Annotated in this window: 19 protein-coding genes; 13 read left to right on the forward strand and 6 right to left on the reverse strand. The window is 37.0% G+C overall.

The features are described from left to right. The first annotated feature begins 216 nt into the window (after positions 1 to 216). The 4 genes from ilvA to T323_RS0109635 all read left to right on the forward strand — a co-directional run bounded on the left by ilvA (position 217) and on the right by T323_RS0109635 (position 5,038). Positions 217 to 1,464: a threonine ammonia-lyase IlvA gene (ilvA, locus tag T323_RS0109620; protein ID WP_026673093.1), complete on the forward strand. Its 1,248-nt coding sequence runs from the start codon at positions 217 to 219 to the stop codon at positions 1,462 to 1,464. Positions 1,465 to 1,687: 223 nt separating this feature from the next. After that, a complete protein-coding gene (locus T323_RS0109625) occupies positions 1,688 to 2,599 on the forward strand; it encodes a chemotaxis protein (RefSeq protein ID WP_026673094.1) in 912 nt (303 codons plus the stop codon). 19 nt (positions 2,600 to 2,618) lie between these two features. Next, complete coding sequence (locus T323_RS29830; RefSeq protein ID WP_035178343.1) at positions 2,619 to 3,911, forward strand: protoglobin domain-containing protein; 1,293 nt, start codon at positions 2,619 to 2,621, stop codon at positions 3,909 to 3,911. 503 nt (positions 3,912 to 4,414) lie between these two features. Then, positions 4,415 to 5,038 carry a YitT family protein gene (locus tag T323_RS0109635; protein ID WP_245613710.1) on the forward strand — a complete coding sequence of 208 codons (624 nt, stop codon included), beginning with the start codon at positions 4,415 to 4,417 and terminating at the stop codon, positions 5,036 to 5,038. A gap of 98 nt (positions 5,039 to 5,136) precedes the next feature. Here the strand turns inward: T323_RS0109635 and T323_RS29555 are convergent, their stop codons facing one another. Further along, complete coding sequence (locus T323_RS29555; protein WP_026673097.1) at positions 5,137 to 6,357, reverse strand: C40 family peptidase; 1,221 nt, start codon at positions 6,355 to 6,357, stop codon at positions 5,137 to 5,139. A 154-nt stretch (positions 6,358 to 6,511) separates the two neighbouring features. On the opposite strand from T323_RS29555, the gene T323_RS0109645 reads away from it, so the two are divergent. From T323_RS0109645 to T323_RS0109655, 3 genes are read left to right on the forward strand one after another with little or no spacing between them, the layout of a single operon-like run. Beyond that, positions 6,512 to 7,069 carry a type 1 glutamine amidotransferase domain-containing protein gene (locus T323_RS0109645; RefSeq protein WP_051556466.1) on the forward strand — a complete coding sequence of 186 codons (558 nt, stop codon included), beginning with the start codon at positions 6,512 to 6,514 and terminating at the stop codon, positions 7,067 to 7,069. A gap of 18 nt (positions 7,070 to 7,087) precedes the next feature. Next, complete coding sequence (gene rnz, locus T323_RS0109650; RefSeq protein WP_026673099.1) at positions 7,088 to 8,035, forward strand: ribonuclease Z; 948 nt, start codon at positions 7,088 to 7,090, stop codon at positions 8,033 to 8,035. 37 nt (positions 8,036 to 8,072) lie between these two features. Next, positions 8,073 to 8,333, forward strand: coding sequence for a DUF2524 family protein (locus tag T323_RS0109655; protein WP_035178347.1), 261 nt, complete (start codon positions 8,073 to 8,075; stop codon positions 8,331 to 8,333). A gap of 45 nt (positions 8,334 to 8,378) precedes the next feature. On the opposite strand, the gene T323_RS28360 is transcribed toward T323_RS0109655, so the two are convergent. Genes T323_RS28360 through T323_RS28375 form a run of 4 tightly spaced genes read right to left on the reverse strand, consistent with a single transcriptional unit; the run spans position 8,379 to position 8,888 of the window. Beyond that, positions 8,379 to 8,465, reverse strand: a complete 87-nt coding sequence (locus T323_RS28360; RefSeq protein WP_084309225.1) for a YjcZ family sporulation protein — start codon at positions 8,463 to 8,465, stop codon at positions 8,379 to 8,381. A gap of 52 nt (positions 8,466 to 8,517) precedes the next feature. Beyond that, a complete protein-coding gene (locus T323_RS28365; protein WP_084309226.1) occupies positions 8,518 to 8,604 on the reverse strand; it encodes a YjcZ family sporulation protein in 87 nt (28 codons plus the stop codon). Between the two features lie 55 nt (positions 8,605 to 8,659). Continuing rightward, on the reverse strand, positions 8,660 to 8,746 hold the full coding sequence (locus T323_RS28370; protein WP_084309227.1) for a YjcZ family sporulation protein: 87 nt from the start codon (positions 8,744 to 8,746) through the stop codon (positions 8,660 to 8,662). Positions 8,747 to 8,801: 55 nt separating this feature from the next. Then, positions 8,802 to 8,888, reverse strand: a complete 87-nt coding sequence (locus tag T323_RS28375; protein ID WP_084309228.1) for a YjcZ family sporulation protein — start codon at positions 8,886 to 8,888, stop codon at positions 8,802 to 8,804. A 187-nt stretch (positions 8,889 to 9,075) separates the two neighbouring features. Between T323_RS28375 and T323_RS26455 the strand changes: the two genes are divergently transcribed. The 4 genes from T323_RS26455 to T323_RS0109695 all read left to right on the forward strand — a co-directional run bounded on the left by T323_RS26455 (position 9,076) and on the right by T323_RS0109695 (position 11,506). Next, positions 9,076 to 10,194, forward strand: coding sequence for a pyridoxal-phosphate-dependent aminotransferase family protein (locus T323_RS26455; RefSeq protein WP_035178349.1), 1,119 nt, complete (start codon positions 9,076 to 9,078; stop codon positions 10,192 to 10,194). A 64-nt stretch (positions 10,195 to 10,258) separates the two neighbouring features. Continuing rightward, entirely contained in the window at positions 10,259 to 10,576 is a 318-nt protein-coding gene (locus tag T323_RS0109685; protein WP_026673101.1) for a thioredoxin family protein, read from the forward strand. Positions 10,577 to 10,628: 52 nt separating this feature from the next. Further along, on the forward strand, positions 10,629 to 11,063 hold the full coding sequence (locus T323_RS0109690; RefSeq protein WP_026673102.1) for a BrxA/BrxB family bacilliredoxin: 435 nt from the start codon (positions 10,629 to 10,631) through the stop codon (positions 11,061 to 11,063). A 26-nt stretch (positions 11,064 to 11,089) separates the two neighbouring features. After that, the gene (locus T323_RS0109695) at positions 11,090 to 11,506 is read left to right on the forward strand and encodes a TlpA disulfide reductase family protein (RefSeq protein ID WP_026673103.1); all 417 of its coding nucleotides are present in this window, start codon (positions 11,090 to 11,092) and stop codon (positions 11,504 to 11,506) included. Positions 11,507 to 11,520: 14 nt separating this feature from the next. Here the strand turns inward: T323_RS0109695 and T323_RS0109700 are convergent, their stop codons facing one another. Next, positions 11,521 to 12,252, reverse strand: a complete 732-nt coding sequence (locus tag T323_RS0109700; protein ID WP_026673104.1) for a metallophosphoesterase family protein — start codon at positions 12,250 to 12,252, stop codon at positions 11,521 to 11,523. 131 nt (positions 12,253 to 12,383) lie between these two features. Between T323_RS0109700 and T323_RS0109705 the strand changes: the two genes are divergently transcribed. Both T323_RS0109705 and T323_RS0109710 read left to right on the forward strand, forming a co-directional pair. After that, a complete protein-coding gene (locus T323_RS0109705; RefSeq protein WP_026673105.1) occupies positions 12,384 to 13,514 on the forward strand; it encodes a conserved virulence factor C family protein in 1,131 nt (376 codons plus the stop codon). A 110-nt stretch (positions 13,515 to 13,624) separates the two neighbouring features. Beyond that, positions 13,625 to 13,834 (forward strand): hypothetical protein, encoded by a 210-nt coding sequence (locus T323_RS0109710; protein WP_026673106.1) that lies wholly within the window; start codon positions 13,625 to 13,627, stop codon positions 13,832 to 13,834. Positions 13,835 to 13,844 lie beyond the last annotated feature (10 nt).

The raw sequence follows: 13,844 nt of genomic DNA on the forward strand, positions 1-13,844 counted from the left end.
TACATAAAGTATGAGCTTTACGAAATTTGCTATGCATACTTGGTCTATTTATCCATTTCAATTATAGAGTGGTTTAAAAAAAATCGCAATAAAAAGTATTTTCACAAAAAGTATGGTAAGATAGTGAATGGAAAAAAGCGAGAATACAGAGAAACGGTTATCGCAAATTGATTACATAATGAGGAAATAAGGAGATAAAACGAAAGGAATTTGGTAATGGGAAAGATTCAACTTGAAGATATTATTATTGCTAATCAAACATTAAAGGATGTAGTCGTTCATACTCCTTTACAAAAAAATCAAGTATTATCGGAACGGTACGATTGTAATGTTTATTTAAAGCGTGAAGATTTACAAGTCGTTCGCTCATTTAAAATTCGCGGGGCGTATCATCAAATTCAAAGTTTGCCTAAAAAAGAAATAGAAAATGGAATTGTTTGTGCAAGTGCAGGCAACCATGCCCAAGGCGTTGCTTATTCTTGTTTTGCCCTTAAAATAACGGGGAAAATATTTATGCCTACAACAACGCCAAGACAAAAGGTAGACCAAGTGAAGTTTTTTGGGAAAGAGTTTGTTCAAGTCGTTTTAACTGGAGATACGTTTGATGATTCGTTTAATGAGGCCATGACATATTGCAATGAACACCAAATGGCGTTTATTCATCCATTTGACCAAGAAAAAATTGTCGCTGGTCAAGGGACGGTTGGAATGGAAATTATGAACGATATCGAAGAACCGATCGACTTTTTATTTTCTTCCATTGGTGGTGGTGGATTAATTGCTGGTGTTGGTACGTACATAAAAAGTATTAGTCCAAACACACGAATTATCGGAGCTGAACCAGCTGGTGCACCTGCAATGAAAAAGTCACTCGAACTTGGAAAAGTGATAGAATTAGCTGAAATCGATAAATTTGTCGATGGTGCAGCTGTAAAAAAAGTAGGGGACCTTCCATTTGCGATTTGTGAAACGATGTTGGATGATGTGATTTTAGTTCCAGAAGGAAAAATTTGTACGACGATTTTAGAACTATATAATCAAAATGCGATCGTAGCAGAGCCAGCAGGAGCGATGCCGATTTCAGCATTAGATTTTTACAAAGATGAAATAAAGGGGAAAACGGTCGTTTGTATTGTGAGTGGTGGAAATAATGATATTGGACGGATGCAGGAAATGAGAGAACGCTCCCTTATTTATGAAGGACTACAACATTATTTTATCATTGAATTCCCGCAACGTGCTGGGGCATTACGAGAGTTCATGGAAGATGTATTAGGTCCTGAAGATGATATTACAAGATTTGAATATACGAAAAAGAATAACAAATCAAGTGGACCCGCTTTAGTAGGAATTGAATTAAAGCGTGATAAAGACTACCACCTATTAATTGAAAGACTAACAAAAAAAGGATTTCCTTTTAATGAAATTAATAAAAATCAAAGCTTATTTAATTTATTGATTTAAGCTTGAAACGAAATGCCACTAAGAAAATGTTCTTAGTGGCGTTTTTTCTATTTTTTTTACGGTTCAAATATAATGGGTCATTAGTACGGTTAGTAAAAATTGTTTTAATATAAAAAAAGATGGTCGAGCGCGATAAAGAATGGTATTCTTATTAATAATAGCCTAAATATATGGATTTTTATTCGATGTTTTGTAAACTTCACTCGTAAAAGGAGAGAATAAAATGATAAATGAAAATAAAGGAATACTGCTTGAAAGTGGTACTAATGAACTGGAAATCATTGTTTTTTCAATTGGGGAGGAGCTCTTTGGTATTAACGTTCTAAAGGTTCGAGAAATTATTACACCATTGCCAATTACAAAAGTTCCAAATAGCCATCCGAATGTAGAAGGAATCATTCGTTTGCGTGAGGAAATATTACCACTTATTGACCTAGCGAAAGTATTAGGATATCCTCCTTCAGCACAGCCTGAACAAGATAAGTATATTGTTTCTGAGCTAAATCAAGTCAAAGTTGCTTTTCATGTTGAATCCGTTTCACGCATTCATCGTATTTCATGGGAACAAATCGAAAAACCTTCGGAAGTATCAAAGGGATTACAGTCTTCAACCATTGGTGTTGTGAAGATGGATGAGCAAATGGTGTTGCTATTAGATTATGAAAAGATTGTAGTGGATATTTCACCAGAAGCAGGAGTTAATAAAAGCGCAATAAAGTCAATGGGAGAACGGGAAAGAAGTCATAAACAAATCGTGATAGCTGAAGATTCACCAGTGTTGCGTAAGCTTCTTGAAGATACGTTATCTGAAGCAGGATACAGTCGTTTAACCTTTTTTGATAATGGGAAATCAGCGTGGGACTATTTAGAGTCATTAGCGAATGAAGGTGAACATCGGGTAAAAGAACAAGTTCAGCTCGTCATTACTGACCTTGAAATGCCGAAAATGGATGGACATCACTTAACAAAATTGATTAAGGACCATTTTATTTTAGCGAATGTACCTGTAATTATATTTTCGTCATTAATTACAGTTGAATTGCAACACAAAGGGGATTTAGTTGGAGCTGATGCTCAAGTTAGTAAGCCTGAAATCGTACATTTAGTCGAAGAAATAGATAAGCATATAAACTAGGGAGAAAATGGGGGAAACCATGTTTAAAACGAGTAAAAAGTCCACACAAAAAGTTTTATCTTACAATCATAATGTTTCAATTCACATTCATTCAAACTCTGATTTAGTAAAACAATTAAAAATCTCGAATGTAACAGATATGGATTTGCACATATTGCGAAGCTTAAAGCCTTATGTTGAAGAAGAAATCGTACCTATCATGGATGAGTTTTATGAAAGCTTAATGGTATCACCGACATTGCAAGCGATAATACAAAACCATTCAACTGTAGAGCGATTAAAGATTACGTTACGTGAGCATATTGTTGAAATGTTTACCGGTGTCATTGATGACTCTTTTATTAACAAAAGAATTAATATTGCAAAAGCACACGTACGTATTGGTCTAGAACAAAAATGGTACTTATGTGCGTATCAAAATTTATTAAATGCACTCATGACTCTTGTCGAAAAGTATGTGTTCGATCGGGCGGAGATGATGGTTTCATGTCAAGCGATTGCGAAACTTATTAGTCTTGAACAGCAAATTGTACTTGAAGCGTTTGATGAAATCAGTTCTGAAGCACGAGAAAAAGAAGAGCAAACAAAAAAAGAAGTTGTTGCTTTAATTGAAAATACATCAACGTCTTTAGGTGGCTTAGCTGAACAAACAAATTCTTCCATTCAAGAAGCGACAGCTCAATCCGAGGATGTTGCTAGCAAATCAAAGATTGGGACAGAATTGGTGTTACAAGTCCAAAAACGAGCAACGACTGGAAATAAACAAATCTCAGAAATTATGGACGTTTTTGCAAACATTCAATCGATGACAAAAGCGATGTCAACGAATAGTGTACATTTGGAAAAAACATCGAGTGAAATAAAAGAAATTGTCACGATTGTACAGGCCATTGCAAACCAAACGAATTTATTAGCGTTAAATGCAGCAATTGAAGCAGCGAGAGCGGGAGAGCATGGGAAAGGGTTTGCGGTTGTTGCGGATGAAGTAAGAAAGCTATCTGAACAAACGAATAACTCTGTTGAAGGAGTACAAGCGTTAATTGAGGAAACAAACGGACGCATTCAAACGAATAATGAGTATCTTACTCAAGTAGAGCAAGTCGTTGTGGAAAGTCACGAAAAAATAACAAATATGACAAAGCTCCTTACCGATATTGTCGAACAAATGAATGCTTCTTCAGATAAAAACAAAGAAATTGAAACTGATTTACAGTCATTTACGTTAGTCATTAATGATATTGCAAAAGCATCAAGTGAATTAGCGTCAATGGCTGATGAAATGGTGTTATTTACAAAACAGTGGAATCACTGAGCTAACGAATAGAAGGCTGTCCGAGCATCTCGGCAGTCTTTTTTTTTTATTGTTTAGCGTTCATAGAATGAATTACATGTTTGGGGTACTAGCTAAGTAAGCGGCCATGAAAACCGTTATCTGTGAACATGGCTAGCGTTTTGGAACGTTGGAGGACACAGGAGCAGTTATTCATAATCTATCGCTAGGAATAGAGTGGCTTTTGCGTGAATAAGCGCTCCTGTGGCCGCTAAAAAACGGAAACCGGTATTATGTTCACAAATAACGGCTGCTCTGACCGCATAAATGAGATAGGCACCAAAATCACTTATAAAAAATGAATAATCATGTAGGATTTTCTGACAAATGAATTATCGGAAAACTTCGTAAAATCAATGTTTTATTATGTCGTTGATATAATTTTCTAATAATTCAGATGAATATAAATACAATCATATGCATTGACCATTTCTGTTTCTTGACGTAATCTTATAAGTGGAGCATAGGAGAAAGCAGGTGTGGCAATGGCAACAGCATTCAAGAAAATTATACTTATTACGATCGGATTATTTTTAACAGCATTAGGATTAAGATTACTAGCCGTATTTGATTTTACTTTTGGAGGAACAGCTGGAATTGCATCAATTCTGACATTTTCATCTGAATTACCGTGGGGTATATGGTTTTTCTTAGTCAATCTACCCTTCTTTATTATTTCATTACGAAAACTAGGAAAATGGTTTAGTGTATACAGCTTACTGTCGATAACAGGAATTTCTATGATAAGTGAAGTGTTAACGGTTATAACGTATGTTCCATTGCCAAGCTGGCTGACAACGATTATTGCCGCTTTAAGTATCGGATTTGGCGTTACGCTTGTATTAAATAATGGTTCTTCTTTAGGCGGAATTCATATTCTTGCATTATATCTAGACCAAAGATGGAAGATTAACCGTGGTATTTCGATTTTTGTGAGTGATCTCTTAATTATTTTATGTGCTGGACTTTTAGTAGGATGGTCAAATGCGGTCCTGTCTGTTGCTGCAATTATGATTGCGAGTACAATCATTGGTCGTTATAAAAAGACACCAATTAAGCAGGCAGTTGAAGATGAAGTAGAAGAAGGAACATATGCACAATCATCTTAAAATTTGTGAGTGAGCGTTCGTTCGAATAAACAGGAGAAAACCAATCCAGCTTATTAAAGTGGATTGGTTTTCTCCTGTTTAAAAATATATACAAATAATTATTGAATTCTTTTTGCACCTAAGTATCTTGTACTCCAATAGTTTTCATCTAAGCTACTCGTTGTCACACCTGTAGAAGACCCTGCATGGATAAAATTTCTGTCGCCAATATAAATACCAGCATGGGATGGTCCTGATTTATACGTTGTGAAAAAGACGATATCCCCAACAGATGGTTCAGATACAGATGATGACGCACCCCAAATTTCACTTACCGTTCTTGGAATGGAAATACCATGTTGTTTAAATACATATTGTAAAAATCCGCTACAATCAAAACCGCTCGTCGTTGTACCTCCCCATACATAAGGAACACCGATTAAATCTTTAGCGGTGGCTATTGTCGATCCGTTTGCTTTTGGCTGCGGTTCGGCCTCTGCTTTTGGCTCAGATTTTTCCTTTTGTTTCGAGGTTTGATTTTCACTTGAAGAAGGTTCAGTTTCCTGTGCTGCTGTTGTAGCATTCACTTCAGTTTCATTCACTTGAACTTCATGGACTTGCACCGTTTCTTTATATGTTGCATAGTCTATTACTGATTCAGCTTCAAGTAAGTGACCGATCGTTTCCGGTCCAGCAAGACCATCGACTTGCAATTGGTGTGCTCGCTGATAATCAAGGACTGCTTGTTTTGTCTTTGGTCCAAACTTTCCGTCTACACCTTCATAATAACCATACTCTTTTAATTCTTCTTGCAATTGTTTTACGACCTCACCACGATCCCCATATTGTAATAAGTGCTCCGTGCTTAATGTCTCTTCTTGTGATAGTTGTGGAGATAATTCAGAAGAGATGAGAGCTTTGTTCGGATCGTTTGTTTCCACTTTTATATTCGATTTCACGAGTGTACCCGAAGCGAGTTTCGTTTCAGCTGACGTTAATAAATGTTGTCTTGTCTCTTTTCCAACAATGCCATCAACAGTTAAATCATGAGCGGATTGATATTGTTTGACCGCTTGCATCGTGACGAGCCCATACATGCCATCATGTGGACCTTTGTAATATTGAAAAGCAGATAAAAAACCTTGTAAATGTAAAACTTGCTGTCCTTTGTCACCGAATTTTAGTTTCTGGTCCATTTGAAGAGTTTGATCTTTAATTAATTTCTCTGGCTCTTCATAATTTTTTTCCGTTGCCCCAACTTGGGCTGAAACATTCATGGCAGCGCCTAAAACCATAGAAGTGACTAACAGTTTACCTTTAGTGTCTGTTTTCATCACCATCATTTATCCTCCTGTATTCCCCATTGTCATGGTGGTTTATCAATGAAAAGTGACCAATTGACGATGACAGCCCTTACCACACATTGTATTGATTATGATTCTGTGATAGAACAAAATTTCTGTTTGTTTTCTTTCAAAACGGGAAGATAGTATAATGAAAGTAGGACATTATATACATAATCAGGAGGTTACGAAAGTGGAGAAAAAAGTCATTGCCTTAGTTGATGAAGAATTTGAAGATTTAGAGTTATGGTACCCTGTATTACGTTTACGAGAAGAAGGAATTACCGTTCATCTCGTAGGACCGGAAGAAAACACCGTCTATCATGGGAAATATGGAGTCCCTGTCACAACAGACTATGCGTTTTCGCAAATTGATCCTAGTCAATATGACGGAATTCTTGTACCTGGTGGTTGGGCACCAGACAAATTGCGAAGGTATAAAGAAGTACTAGAAATGGTCACTCATATGAATGATAGGAAAAAGCCGATCGGACAAATTTGTCATGCTGGTTGGGTGTTAATCTCAGCGAAAATATTACAAGGTGTTAAAGTGACGAGTACGCCAGGCATTCGCGATGATATGGAAAATGCAGGAGCGATTTGGTTTGATGAAGCGGTTGTTGTAGATGGCCATATTGTCTCAAGTCGAAGACCACCTGATTTACCACAGTATGGACAAGCATTTGTAGAAGCACTGAACAAATTGTGACGGAGTGAGGGGTCAAGGTTGGAAATTCATTTTTTTGGGACTGGTGCAGGCATCCCGTCGAAAGAAAGAAATGTAAGTGCACTTGCAATACGATTCCTCCAACAAAACGGGAAGGTTTGGTTGTTTGATTGTGGGGAAGCGACACAACATCAACTATTATATTCTCGCTTATCATTAAGTAAGGTGGAAAAAATATTCATCTCTCATCTCCATGGAGATCATATATATGGATTGCCCGGAATACTAGGAAGTCGTTCTTTCCAAGGAGCGACTTCCCCATTAAGCGTATACGGTCCAAAAGGGATAAAGGTGTTTATCGAAACAACGTTAGCCGTATCGAAAACCTATTTGAAATATCCGTTGTACATATATGAAATCGAAAAAGGGATATTATGGGACGACAAGGAAGGTAAAATGGAAGTTTTTTCATTAGAGCATGCGATTGAAAGTTTCGGATTTCGTTTTTGTGAAAAACCAAAATGTGGAAAACTCCAAATTGGAAAATTAATGGAAAAGGGAATCCCGCCTGGACCCATATATGAACAGCTCAAGCAAGGTCAAACGATCACTTTAGAAAATGGAGAGAAAATAGATGGGACCCAATTTGTAGGACCTAGTCAACCTGGGCGAGTCGTTGCCGTGGCTGGGGATACAAAAATTTGTGAAACTAGTTATCAACTTGCGAGTGATGCAGACTTATTAATTCATGAAGCAACGTTTCGAACGGGTGAGGAAGAAACGGCATCTCAATTCGGCCATTCTACTGTCAAACAAGTGACTGAGCTTGCCCTTGACTGTAATGTGAAACAACTTTTATTAACTCATATTAGTTCAAGATATCATGACGAAACGAAAGAGATTGAACAAGAGGCGCAAGCGTTCTTCCCAGCTTGTTTTGTAGCAAACGACTTTGATGTGTTCTCCTTTGATGAAAAGAATAAAAAACTAAGCAAACAGACAAATTAATATCATTCCCTACTCATCAAAACAAGGAGGAACAGAGATGGCCATACATGAACAAGTGAATCAATTTGTTGAAAAAGCAAATGAAACGATTGAACTTGCACAACAACAATTAGATTTGGCAAAACGAGTTGAAGCAGGTGACCCAGAGGATTATAGTGAGGCTCAGTTAAAGCTAGAAGAAATTAATGAGGAGCTAAACAGCTTAATTCGAAGCGCAACGCCTGAGCAACGTGACCAATTGCACCGTGCACAACAACGGGTATCACAAATGCAAAATAATATGATTTTAAAAAGGTAACTGAAAAAGGCTGTTGAGCTAATTTACTCAACAGCCTAATATTATTTACCAAGCGTAAGTGGAACCGATGATGATGAGGAGAATAAACAACACAACGATTAACGCAAATCCGCCACCATAAGTGTGAGTCATTTCTCATCCCTCCTTACCGAGTTCGAGTTTTATATCATGCGTTGATGAGTAATTACCAAGTGTATGCTGTTCCGATGATGATTAAAAGGATAAACAACACAACTAGTAAAGCAAATCCACTACCGTAAGCGTGACCCATGGTTCATTCCTCCTTTACGATTTTTTGTATATTTTAACGTACATCTATTTTTTCATTACCAAGTGTAAGTCGCACCGATGATAATGAGAAGGATAAACAATACAACGAGTAACGCAAATCCGCTTCCGAAAGTGTGAGTCATAAGAATTCCTCCTATAGTTAGCCTTTTGGTTTATATCATGTTTACTCCTCAGTTATTACCAAGTGTAAGCTGAACCGATGATAATAAGAAGGATAAACAACACAACCAATAACGCAAATCCGCCTCCGTAAGTGTGAGTCATAACTCATACCTCCTTGTAAAGTTAATCATTGACCTTACACTGTTACCATATGTAAATGAAATAAAAAGGTATAGGCATTCAACCTGTTTTCGAAAAAAAAATCAAATTTATTTCTTCCTTTTGATTAAAAGGGGATTTTGCCTTAAACAGCGAATGTTCAAAGAAGACAAAAAGGAGTGATAAATACATGGGTAGTGAAACAAACGAGCGAGTATTAATGGGGCCAGGTCCAAGTGATGTTCATCCCAATGTACTACGAGAAATGGCAAAACCTTTATTAGGTCACTTGGATCCAGCTTTTTTAACGGTCATGAATGAAACGATGTCATTATTAAGACAAGTATATCAAACGGAAAATAAGCTTACTCTGGCTATGAGCGGAACCGGTAGCGCAGGAATGGAAACGGTGTTTGTCAATTTAGTCGAGCCGGGTGATAAAGTTGTTATTTGTGTAAACGGTTTATTTGGACAACGAATGGTTGATGTAGCGAGCCGCTGTGGAGCTACTGTCATTGAAGTAAAGGCTCCTTGGGGTGAAATCATTGACATTACCAAAGTTAAAACAACGTTAGAACAACATCCCGATGTTGCCCTTGTGGCTGTTGTTCATGCTGAAACATCAACAGGTGTCCTTCAACCATTAGAACAACTTAGTCAAATTGTCCATGATTATGAAGCGTTGTTCGTTTGTGACATGGTAACATCTCTAGGAGGAGTTCCGACTTTAATTGATGAAAGAAAAATTGATGCCGCCTATAGCGGAACACAAAAATGTTTAAGTGCACCACCAGGTTTAGCACCAGTAACGTTTAGTGAACGAGCAGTTCATAAAATGGAAAAAAGAAAAACAAAAGTCCAAAGCTGGTATTTAGATTTATCGATGATTCAAAACTATTGGGGAGAAGAGCGTTCATACCATCATACTGCTCCGATTACAATGGTATATGGCCTGCATGAGTCATTGCGGTTAATAATAAACGAGGGATTGGAACAAGTTTTTGAGCGACATCGTCATTTTGGTGAAGCATTACATAAAGGGTTAGACCAAATGGGACTAAAGCTTCTTGTTCAAAAAGAGCACCGTCTCCCACAATTAACATCTGTTCTCATTCCAGATGGGGTAGACGATGTGAACGTTAGAAAGCAATTATTAACAAAGTACGGTATTGAAATTGGTGGAGGATTAGGTGAATTAAAAGGGAAAGTATGGAGAATTGGATTGATGGGCTTTAATGCAAAACAACGAAATGTTACTTTGTTTTTAGCGGCGTTGCAAGACGTGTTAGCAACGAATTCAAAAGCATAATTGTTCGTCTTTCATGAGAAATTCTTGTATAATGAGGGAAGTCCGGAAAAGAAAGGGAAATGAAATGCAAGAATTAACAAAAAAAGAAGCATATCAATATGTTTCAAGTGATGTTGGCAAAGTAGCCCTTTATGTTTACTCGCCATTATGTGGGACATGTAAAGTAGCAACGGCTATGATGGAGACGATAGAAAAAATGCTTCCAAGTCTACATATTGCGAAATGCAACATAAATACGATGCCAATGTTAGCACAAGATTTGAAAATCAAAAGCGTTCCTTATTTAGCAATTATCCAAAATGGACATATTCATTATGAAATTTATGCGTTTCGTTCTATCCCATTTTTGTTTGACACATTAAAAAAACAAGTGATTGAATAGAAACCGGTTGTTTAAAAAAAGCTAAGGATGGAAAGTGAAAGGGGATATAAACATGTCGATGCACTATGAAGATTATATGAGACAAGTTGTTCAACCAATGAGATTAGAATTAACAAATGGTGGTTTTAAAGAATTAGTTACCGGGCAAGAGGTTACAGAATATATGGAAAATGCAGAAGGAACAACACTAGTCGTCGTCAATTCTGTTTGTGGTTGTGCTGCTGGATTAGCAAGACCTTCAGCGATTATTTCGCTTCAGCATGATGCAAAACCAGACCATCTTGTTACCGTGTTTGCAGGGCAAGATAAAGAAGCAACTGCAAAAATGCGTGAATACTTTGGTGATATTGAGCCATCTTCTCCTTCCATGGCTCTATTAAAAGGAAAAGATGTTGTTCATTTTATTCCAAGAGAACAAATTGAAGACCGAACTGTTGAGGATATTGTAGTAAACTTAACAACTGCGTATGACGCTCATTGTCAATAAAAGTTTGTTAAAATGGAGGGTTTATTATGGTGGCACCGCCATTTTCATTACACGAACTTCACACAAATAAAGTTGTTTCCCTTGCTGATTTTAAAGGGAAGCCTGTGATGTTAACTTTTTTTGCATCATGGTGTCCAGATTCAATGAAAGATTTACATCAGAAAAATCAAATGTTTGAAACAATGGATAAGGATAAACTTCATTTTTTAACGGTAAATGTTACTGGAAGAGAAGGGAAAGCGGATGATGGTCCACGCTTTATTAAAGAGCAGAACTATCAATTTCCTGTACTTCTTGATGAAGGAACAAAAACATATGATGCGTATCGATGTATGGGAGTTCCTACAACCGTATTATTAAATGAAAAACAGGAAATTATCGCTACGTACAATGATAAAAGCTCGTTTATCGATATCATGAAAGGTGTATCACACCTTGTATAAAAATGGGAGGAGCCCTATGAAAAAGGGCTCGTCCCATTTTTGATAACAGAAAATAATACTTCTTTGTTTGGATAATCACTTTTTCTACACTGTTCAATGACTTTGTCGACATCATATGAAACCCGTTCGATGCTCATACGATAATCTTGTTTGTTTTCTTCTAGTAGTAAATAAGACGCTTTCGTCAACCCGTCAAAAGGTAAACCAACACTTCCTAAATTGGCGATGGATTTCCCCTCGAAATAACGAATGTATGGGAGATGGATATGTCCATATAGATAAATCGATGCTTCGTTAAGGACCATCATCTTTTCTTTTAACACAATTTGTTGTGTGTCTGGTAAGACAACATCAAATAAACTAGAAGGTGTGGCATGGAATGCATGGACTTGTGTGTGATTTAAAAGGGAAATCGTTACATCAAGTGGTAGTGCGGCTAACTGTTTGATGTCAGAATTTTGTAATTGTGACACAGTCCAGTCACGTTCGTTGTTCATGATGTCTACTACATGCGAAGGGACTTCTCCTTCTGCGACCCCTCTGACGACCCATTCATCCGCATTCCCTTTTATGATTTCTGTTGCGATTGAATGTACAAGTTCAAGGGAGCGTTTAGGTTCCGGCCCGCGAAAGCAAATATCCCCTAATACATAAACTTCATCGACATTTTGTTCCTTAATCGATTGAATAACGGCTTCGAGTGCGACAGCATTCCCGTGTATATCAGATATAAAAGCGTATTTCATATGCTCCTCCTTTGTTTTTACATAGTATATCAAATCTATAAGCTCTAACAAAAGCAGAACATTGGTTTATTAAAAATGATTATGTTACGATAATACAAGAACTGTGTCGTCTGTTGAAAGGAGAATAACGAATGAAAATTAAATCAATAGAACCAACCCCAAGTCCAAATACAATGAAATTAACATTAAATGAAAATTTACCACAAGGAAAAAGCAATAACTATACAGTGAAAAACAAAAGTGATGCTCCTGAATTTATCCAACAACTCTTTATAATTGAAGGAATAAAAGGGGTTTATCATGTAGCAGACTTTATAGCACTTGAGAGAAATGCGAAAGTGGATTGGAAACTTATCTTACCGAAAGTAAGAGAAGTGTTTGGTGAAGATGTAGGATCTACAAATGCTTCGCAACAACAAGAACAAGATGGTTTTGGTGAAGTGAAAGTGTATTTGCATTTCTTTAAAGGAATTCCAATGCAAATCAAAGTAACGGATGGAGAAAGAGAAGTTCGAGTTGGCTTACCTGATTCATTTAAAGGAGCGGCTGTTCGTGCGCAGAAAGAAACAGATAATGTTGTTATGGAACGAAAATGGGTCGAGCAAAATGTTCGATACGGTGAATTAGAAGAAGTTGGTGAAGAAGTAAAAGAAGAGGTGCTAGCAGCGTATAGTGAAGAAAGACTTGAGGGCTTAGTTGCTTCTGCTTTAGGGCTAGAAAAAGAGAAAGATGAAAAACAAACGAATGTTTTCTCAAAATTAACGATGGGCATGTTAGAGAATCCAGATTGGAAAAAACGCTATGCCGCACTTGACCGGATTGACCCAACAGAAGAAGATATTCCTGCGTTGGCAAAAGCATTAGAGGATGAAAAAGCGTCGATTCGACGTTTAGCTACAGTGTACTTAGGAATGATTGAAAAACCAATTGTCCTCCCTTATTTATATAAAGCGTTAGAAGACAGTTCAGTGACGGTTAGAAGAACAGCAGGTGACTGTTTATCAGATATTGGCGATGCAAAGGCAATACCAGCAATGATTAAAGCTTTACAGGACCCTAACAAACTTGTGCGATGGCGTGCAGCGATGTTCTTATATGAAGTAGGAGACGAAACAGCGCTTGAGGCATTAAAACAAGCAGAAGATGATCCAGAATTCGAAGTAAGCATGCAAGTGAAAATGGCCATCGAACGAATTGAAACTGGGGAAGAAGCAAAAGGTTCAGTTTGGAAACAAATGACGGAAGCAGTAAAAGAAAAGTAAAAGATTTGACGCGAAAAAGCGTCATTTCTTTTTTTTTATGATTGAAAAAGGTAAAATGGTAGTTAAGCTGGAAGAATATACATAGAAACAAAAAAGTAGGAGTGATGAAATTGGATAAAGAACAAGTTATATCGAAGCTAAAAGAAAAAAACCTAGACGATATTATTGAACTCATTGAAGACGCACAAGAAGGTTATTTAACTGAACTTGAGCTAGTAGAATCACTCGGGCTTGTGTATGATGATGAATTAAATAAACAAGTGTTAGATTTGCTAAAACAATTAGGGGTTACGATTATTTACGTAACAGACGACGAATAAAGAAAAGAGG

It is taken from the genome of Alkalihalobacillus bogoriensis ATCC BAA-922, assembly GCF_000621445.1.
In the GTDB taxonomy this organism is placed as follows: Bacteria; Bacillota; Bacilli; order Bacillales; family Bacillaceae_F; genus Bacillus_AO; species Bacillus_AO bogoriense.

What these genes read in the sequence shown, in the direction of transcription:
- ilvA (WP_026673093.1), top strand. Translation starts at nt 217, where the DNA reads ATGGGAAAGATTCAACTTGAAGATATTATTATTGCTAATCAAACATTA.
- T323_RS0109625 (WP_026673094.1), top strand. Translation starts at nt 1,688, where the DNA reads ATGATAAATGAAAATAAAGGAATACTGCTTGAAAGTGGTACTAATGAA.
- T323_RS29830 (WP_035178343.1), top strand. Translation starts at nt 2,619, where the DNA reads ATGTTTAAAACGAGTAAAAAGTCCACACAAAAAGTTTTATCTTACAAT.
- T323_RS0109635 (WP_245613710.1), top strand. Translation starts at nt 4,415, where the DNA reads ATGGCAACAGCATTCAAGAAAATTATACTTATTACGATCGGATTATTT.
- T323_RS29555 (WP_026673097.1), bottom strand. Translation starts at nt 6,357, where the DNA reads ATGGTGATGAAAACAGACACTAAAGGTAAACTGTTAGTCACTTCTATG.
- T323_RS0109645 (WP_051556466.1), top strand. Translation starts at nt 6,512, where the DNA reads ATGAAAGTAGGACATTATATACATAATCAGGAGGTTACGAAAGTGGAG.
- T323_RS0109655 (WP_035178347.1), top strand. Translation starts at nt 8,073, where the DNA reads ATGGCCATACATGAACAAGTGAATCAATTTGTTGAAAAAGCAAATGAA.
- T323_RS28360 (WP_084309225.1), bottom strand. Translation starts at nt 8,465, where the DNA reads ATGACTCACACTTATGGTGGCGGATTTGCGTTAATCGTTGTGTTGTTT.
- T323_RS28365 (WP_084309226.1), bottom strand. Translation starts at nt 8,604, where the DNA reads ATGGGTCACGCTTACGGTAGTGGATTTGCTTTACTAGTTGTGTTGTTT.
- T323_RS28370 (WP_084309227.1), bottom strand. Translation starts at nt 8,746, where the DNA reads ATGACTCACACTTTCGGAAGCGGATTTGCGTTACTCGTTGTATTGTTT.
- T323_RS28375 (WP_084309228.1), bottom strand. Translation starts at nt 8,888, where the DNA reads ATGACTCACACTTACGGAGGCGGATTTGCGTTATTGGTTGTGTTGTTT.
- T323_RS26455 (WP_035178349.1), top strand. Translation starts at nt 9,076, where the DNA reads ATGGGTAGTGAAACAAACGAGCGAGTATTAATGGGGCCAGGTCCAAGT.
- T323_RS0109685 (WP_026673101.1), top strand. Translation starts at nt 10,259, where the DNA reads ATGCAAGAATTAACAAAAAAAGAAGCATATCAATATGTTTCAAGTGAT.
- T323_RS0109690 (WP_026673102.1), top strand. Translation starts at nt 10,629, where the DNA reads ATGTCGATGCACTATGAAGATTATATGAGACAAGTTGTTCAACCAATG.
- T323_RS0109695 (WP_026673103.1), top strand. Translation starts at nt 11,090, where the DNA reads ATGGTGGCACCGCCATTTTCATTACACGAACTTCACACAAATAAAGTT.
- T323_RS0109700 (WP_026673104.1), bottom strand. Translation starts at nt 12,252, where the DNA reads ATGAAATACGCTTTTATATCTGATATACACGGGAATGCTGTCGCACTC.
- T323_RS0109705 (WP_026673105.1), top strand. Translation starts at nt 12,384, where the DNA reads ATGAAAATTAAATCAATAGAACCAACCCCAAGTCCAAATACAATGAAA.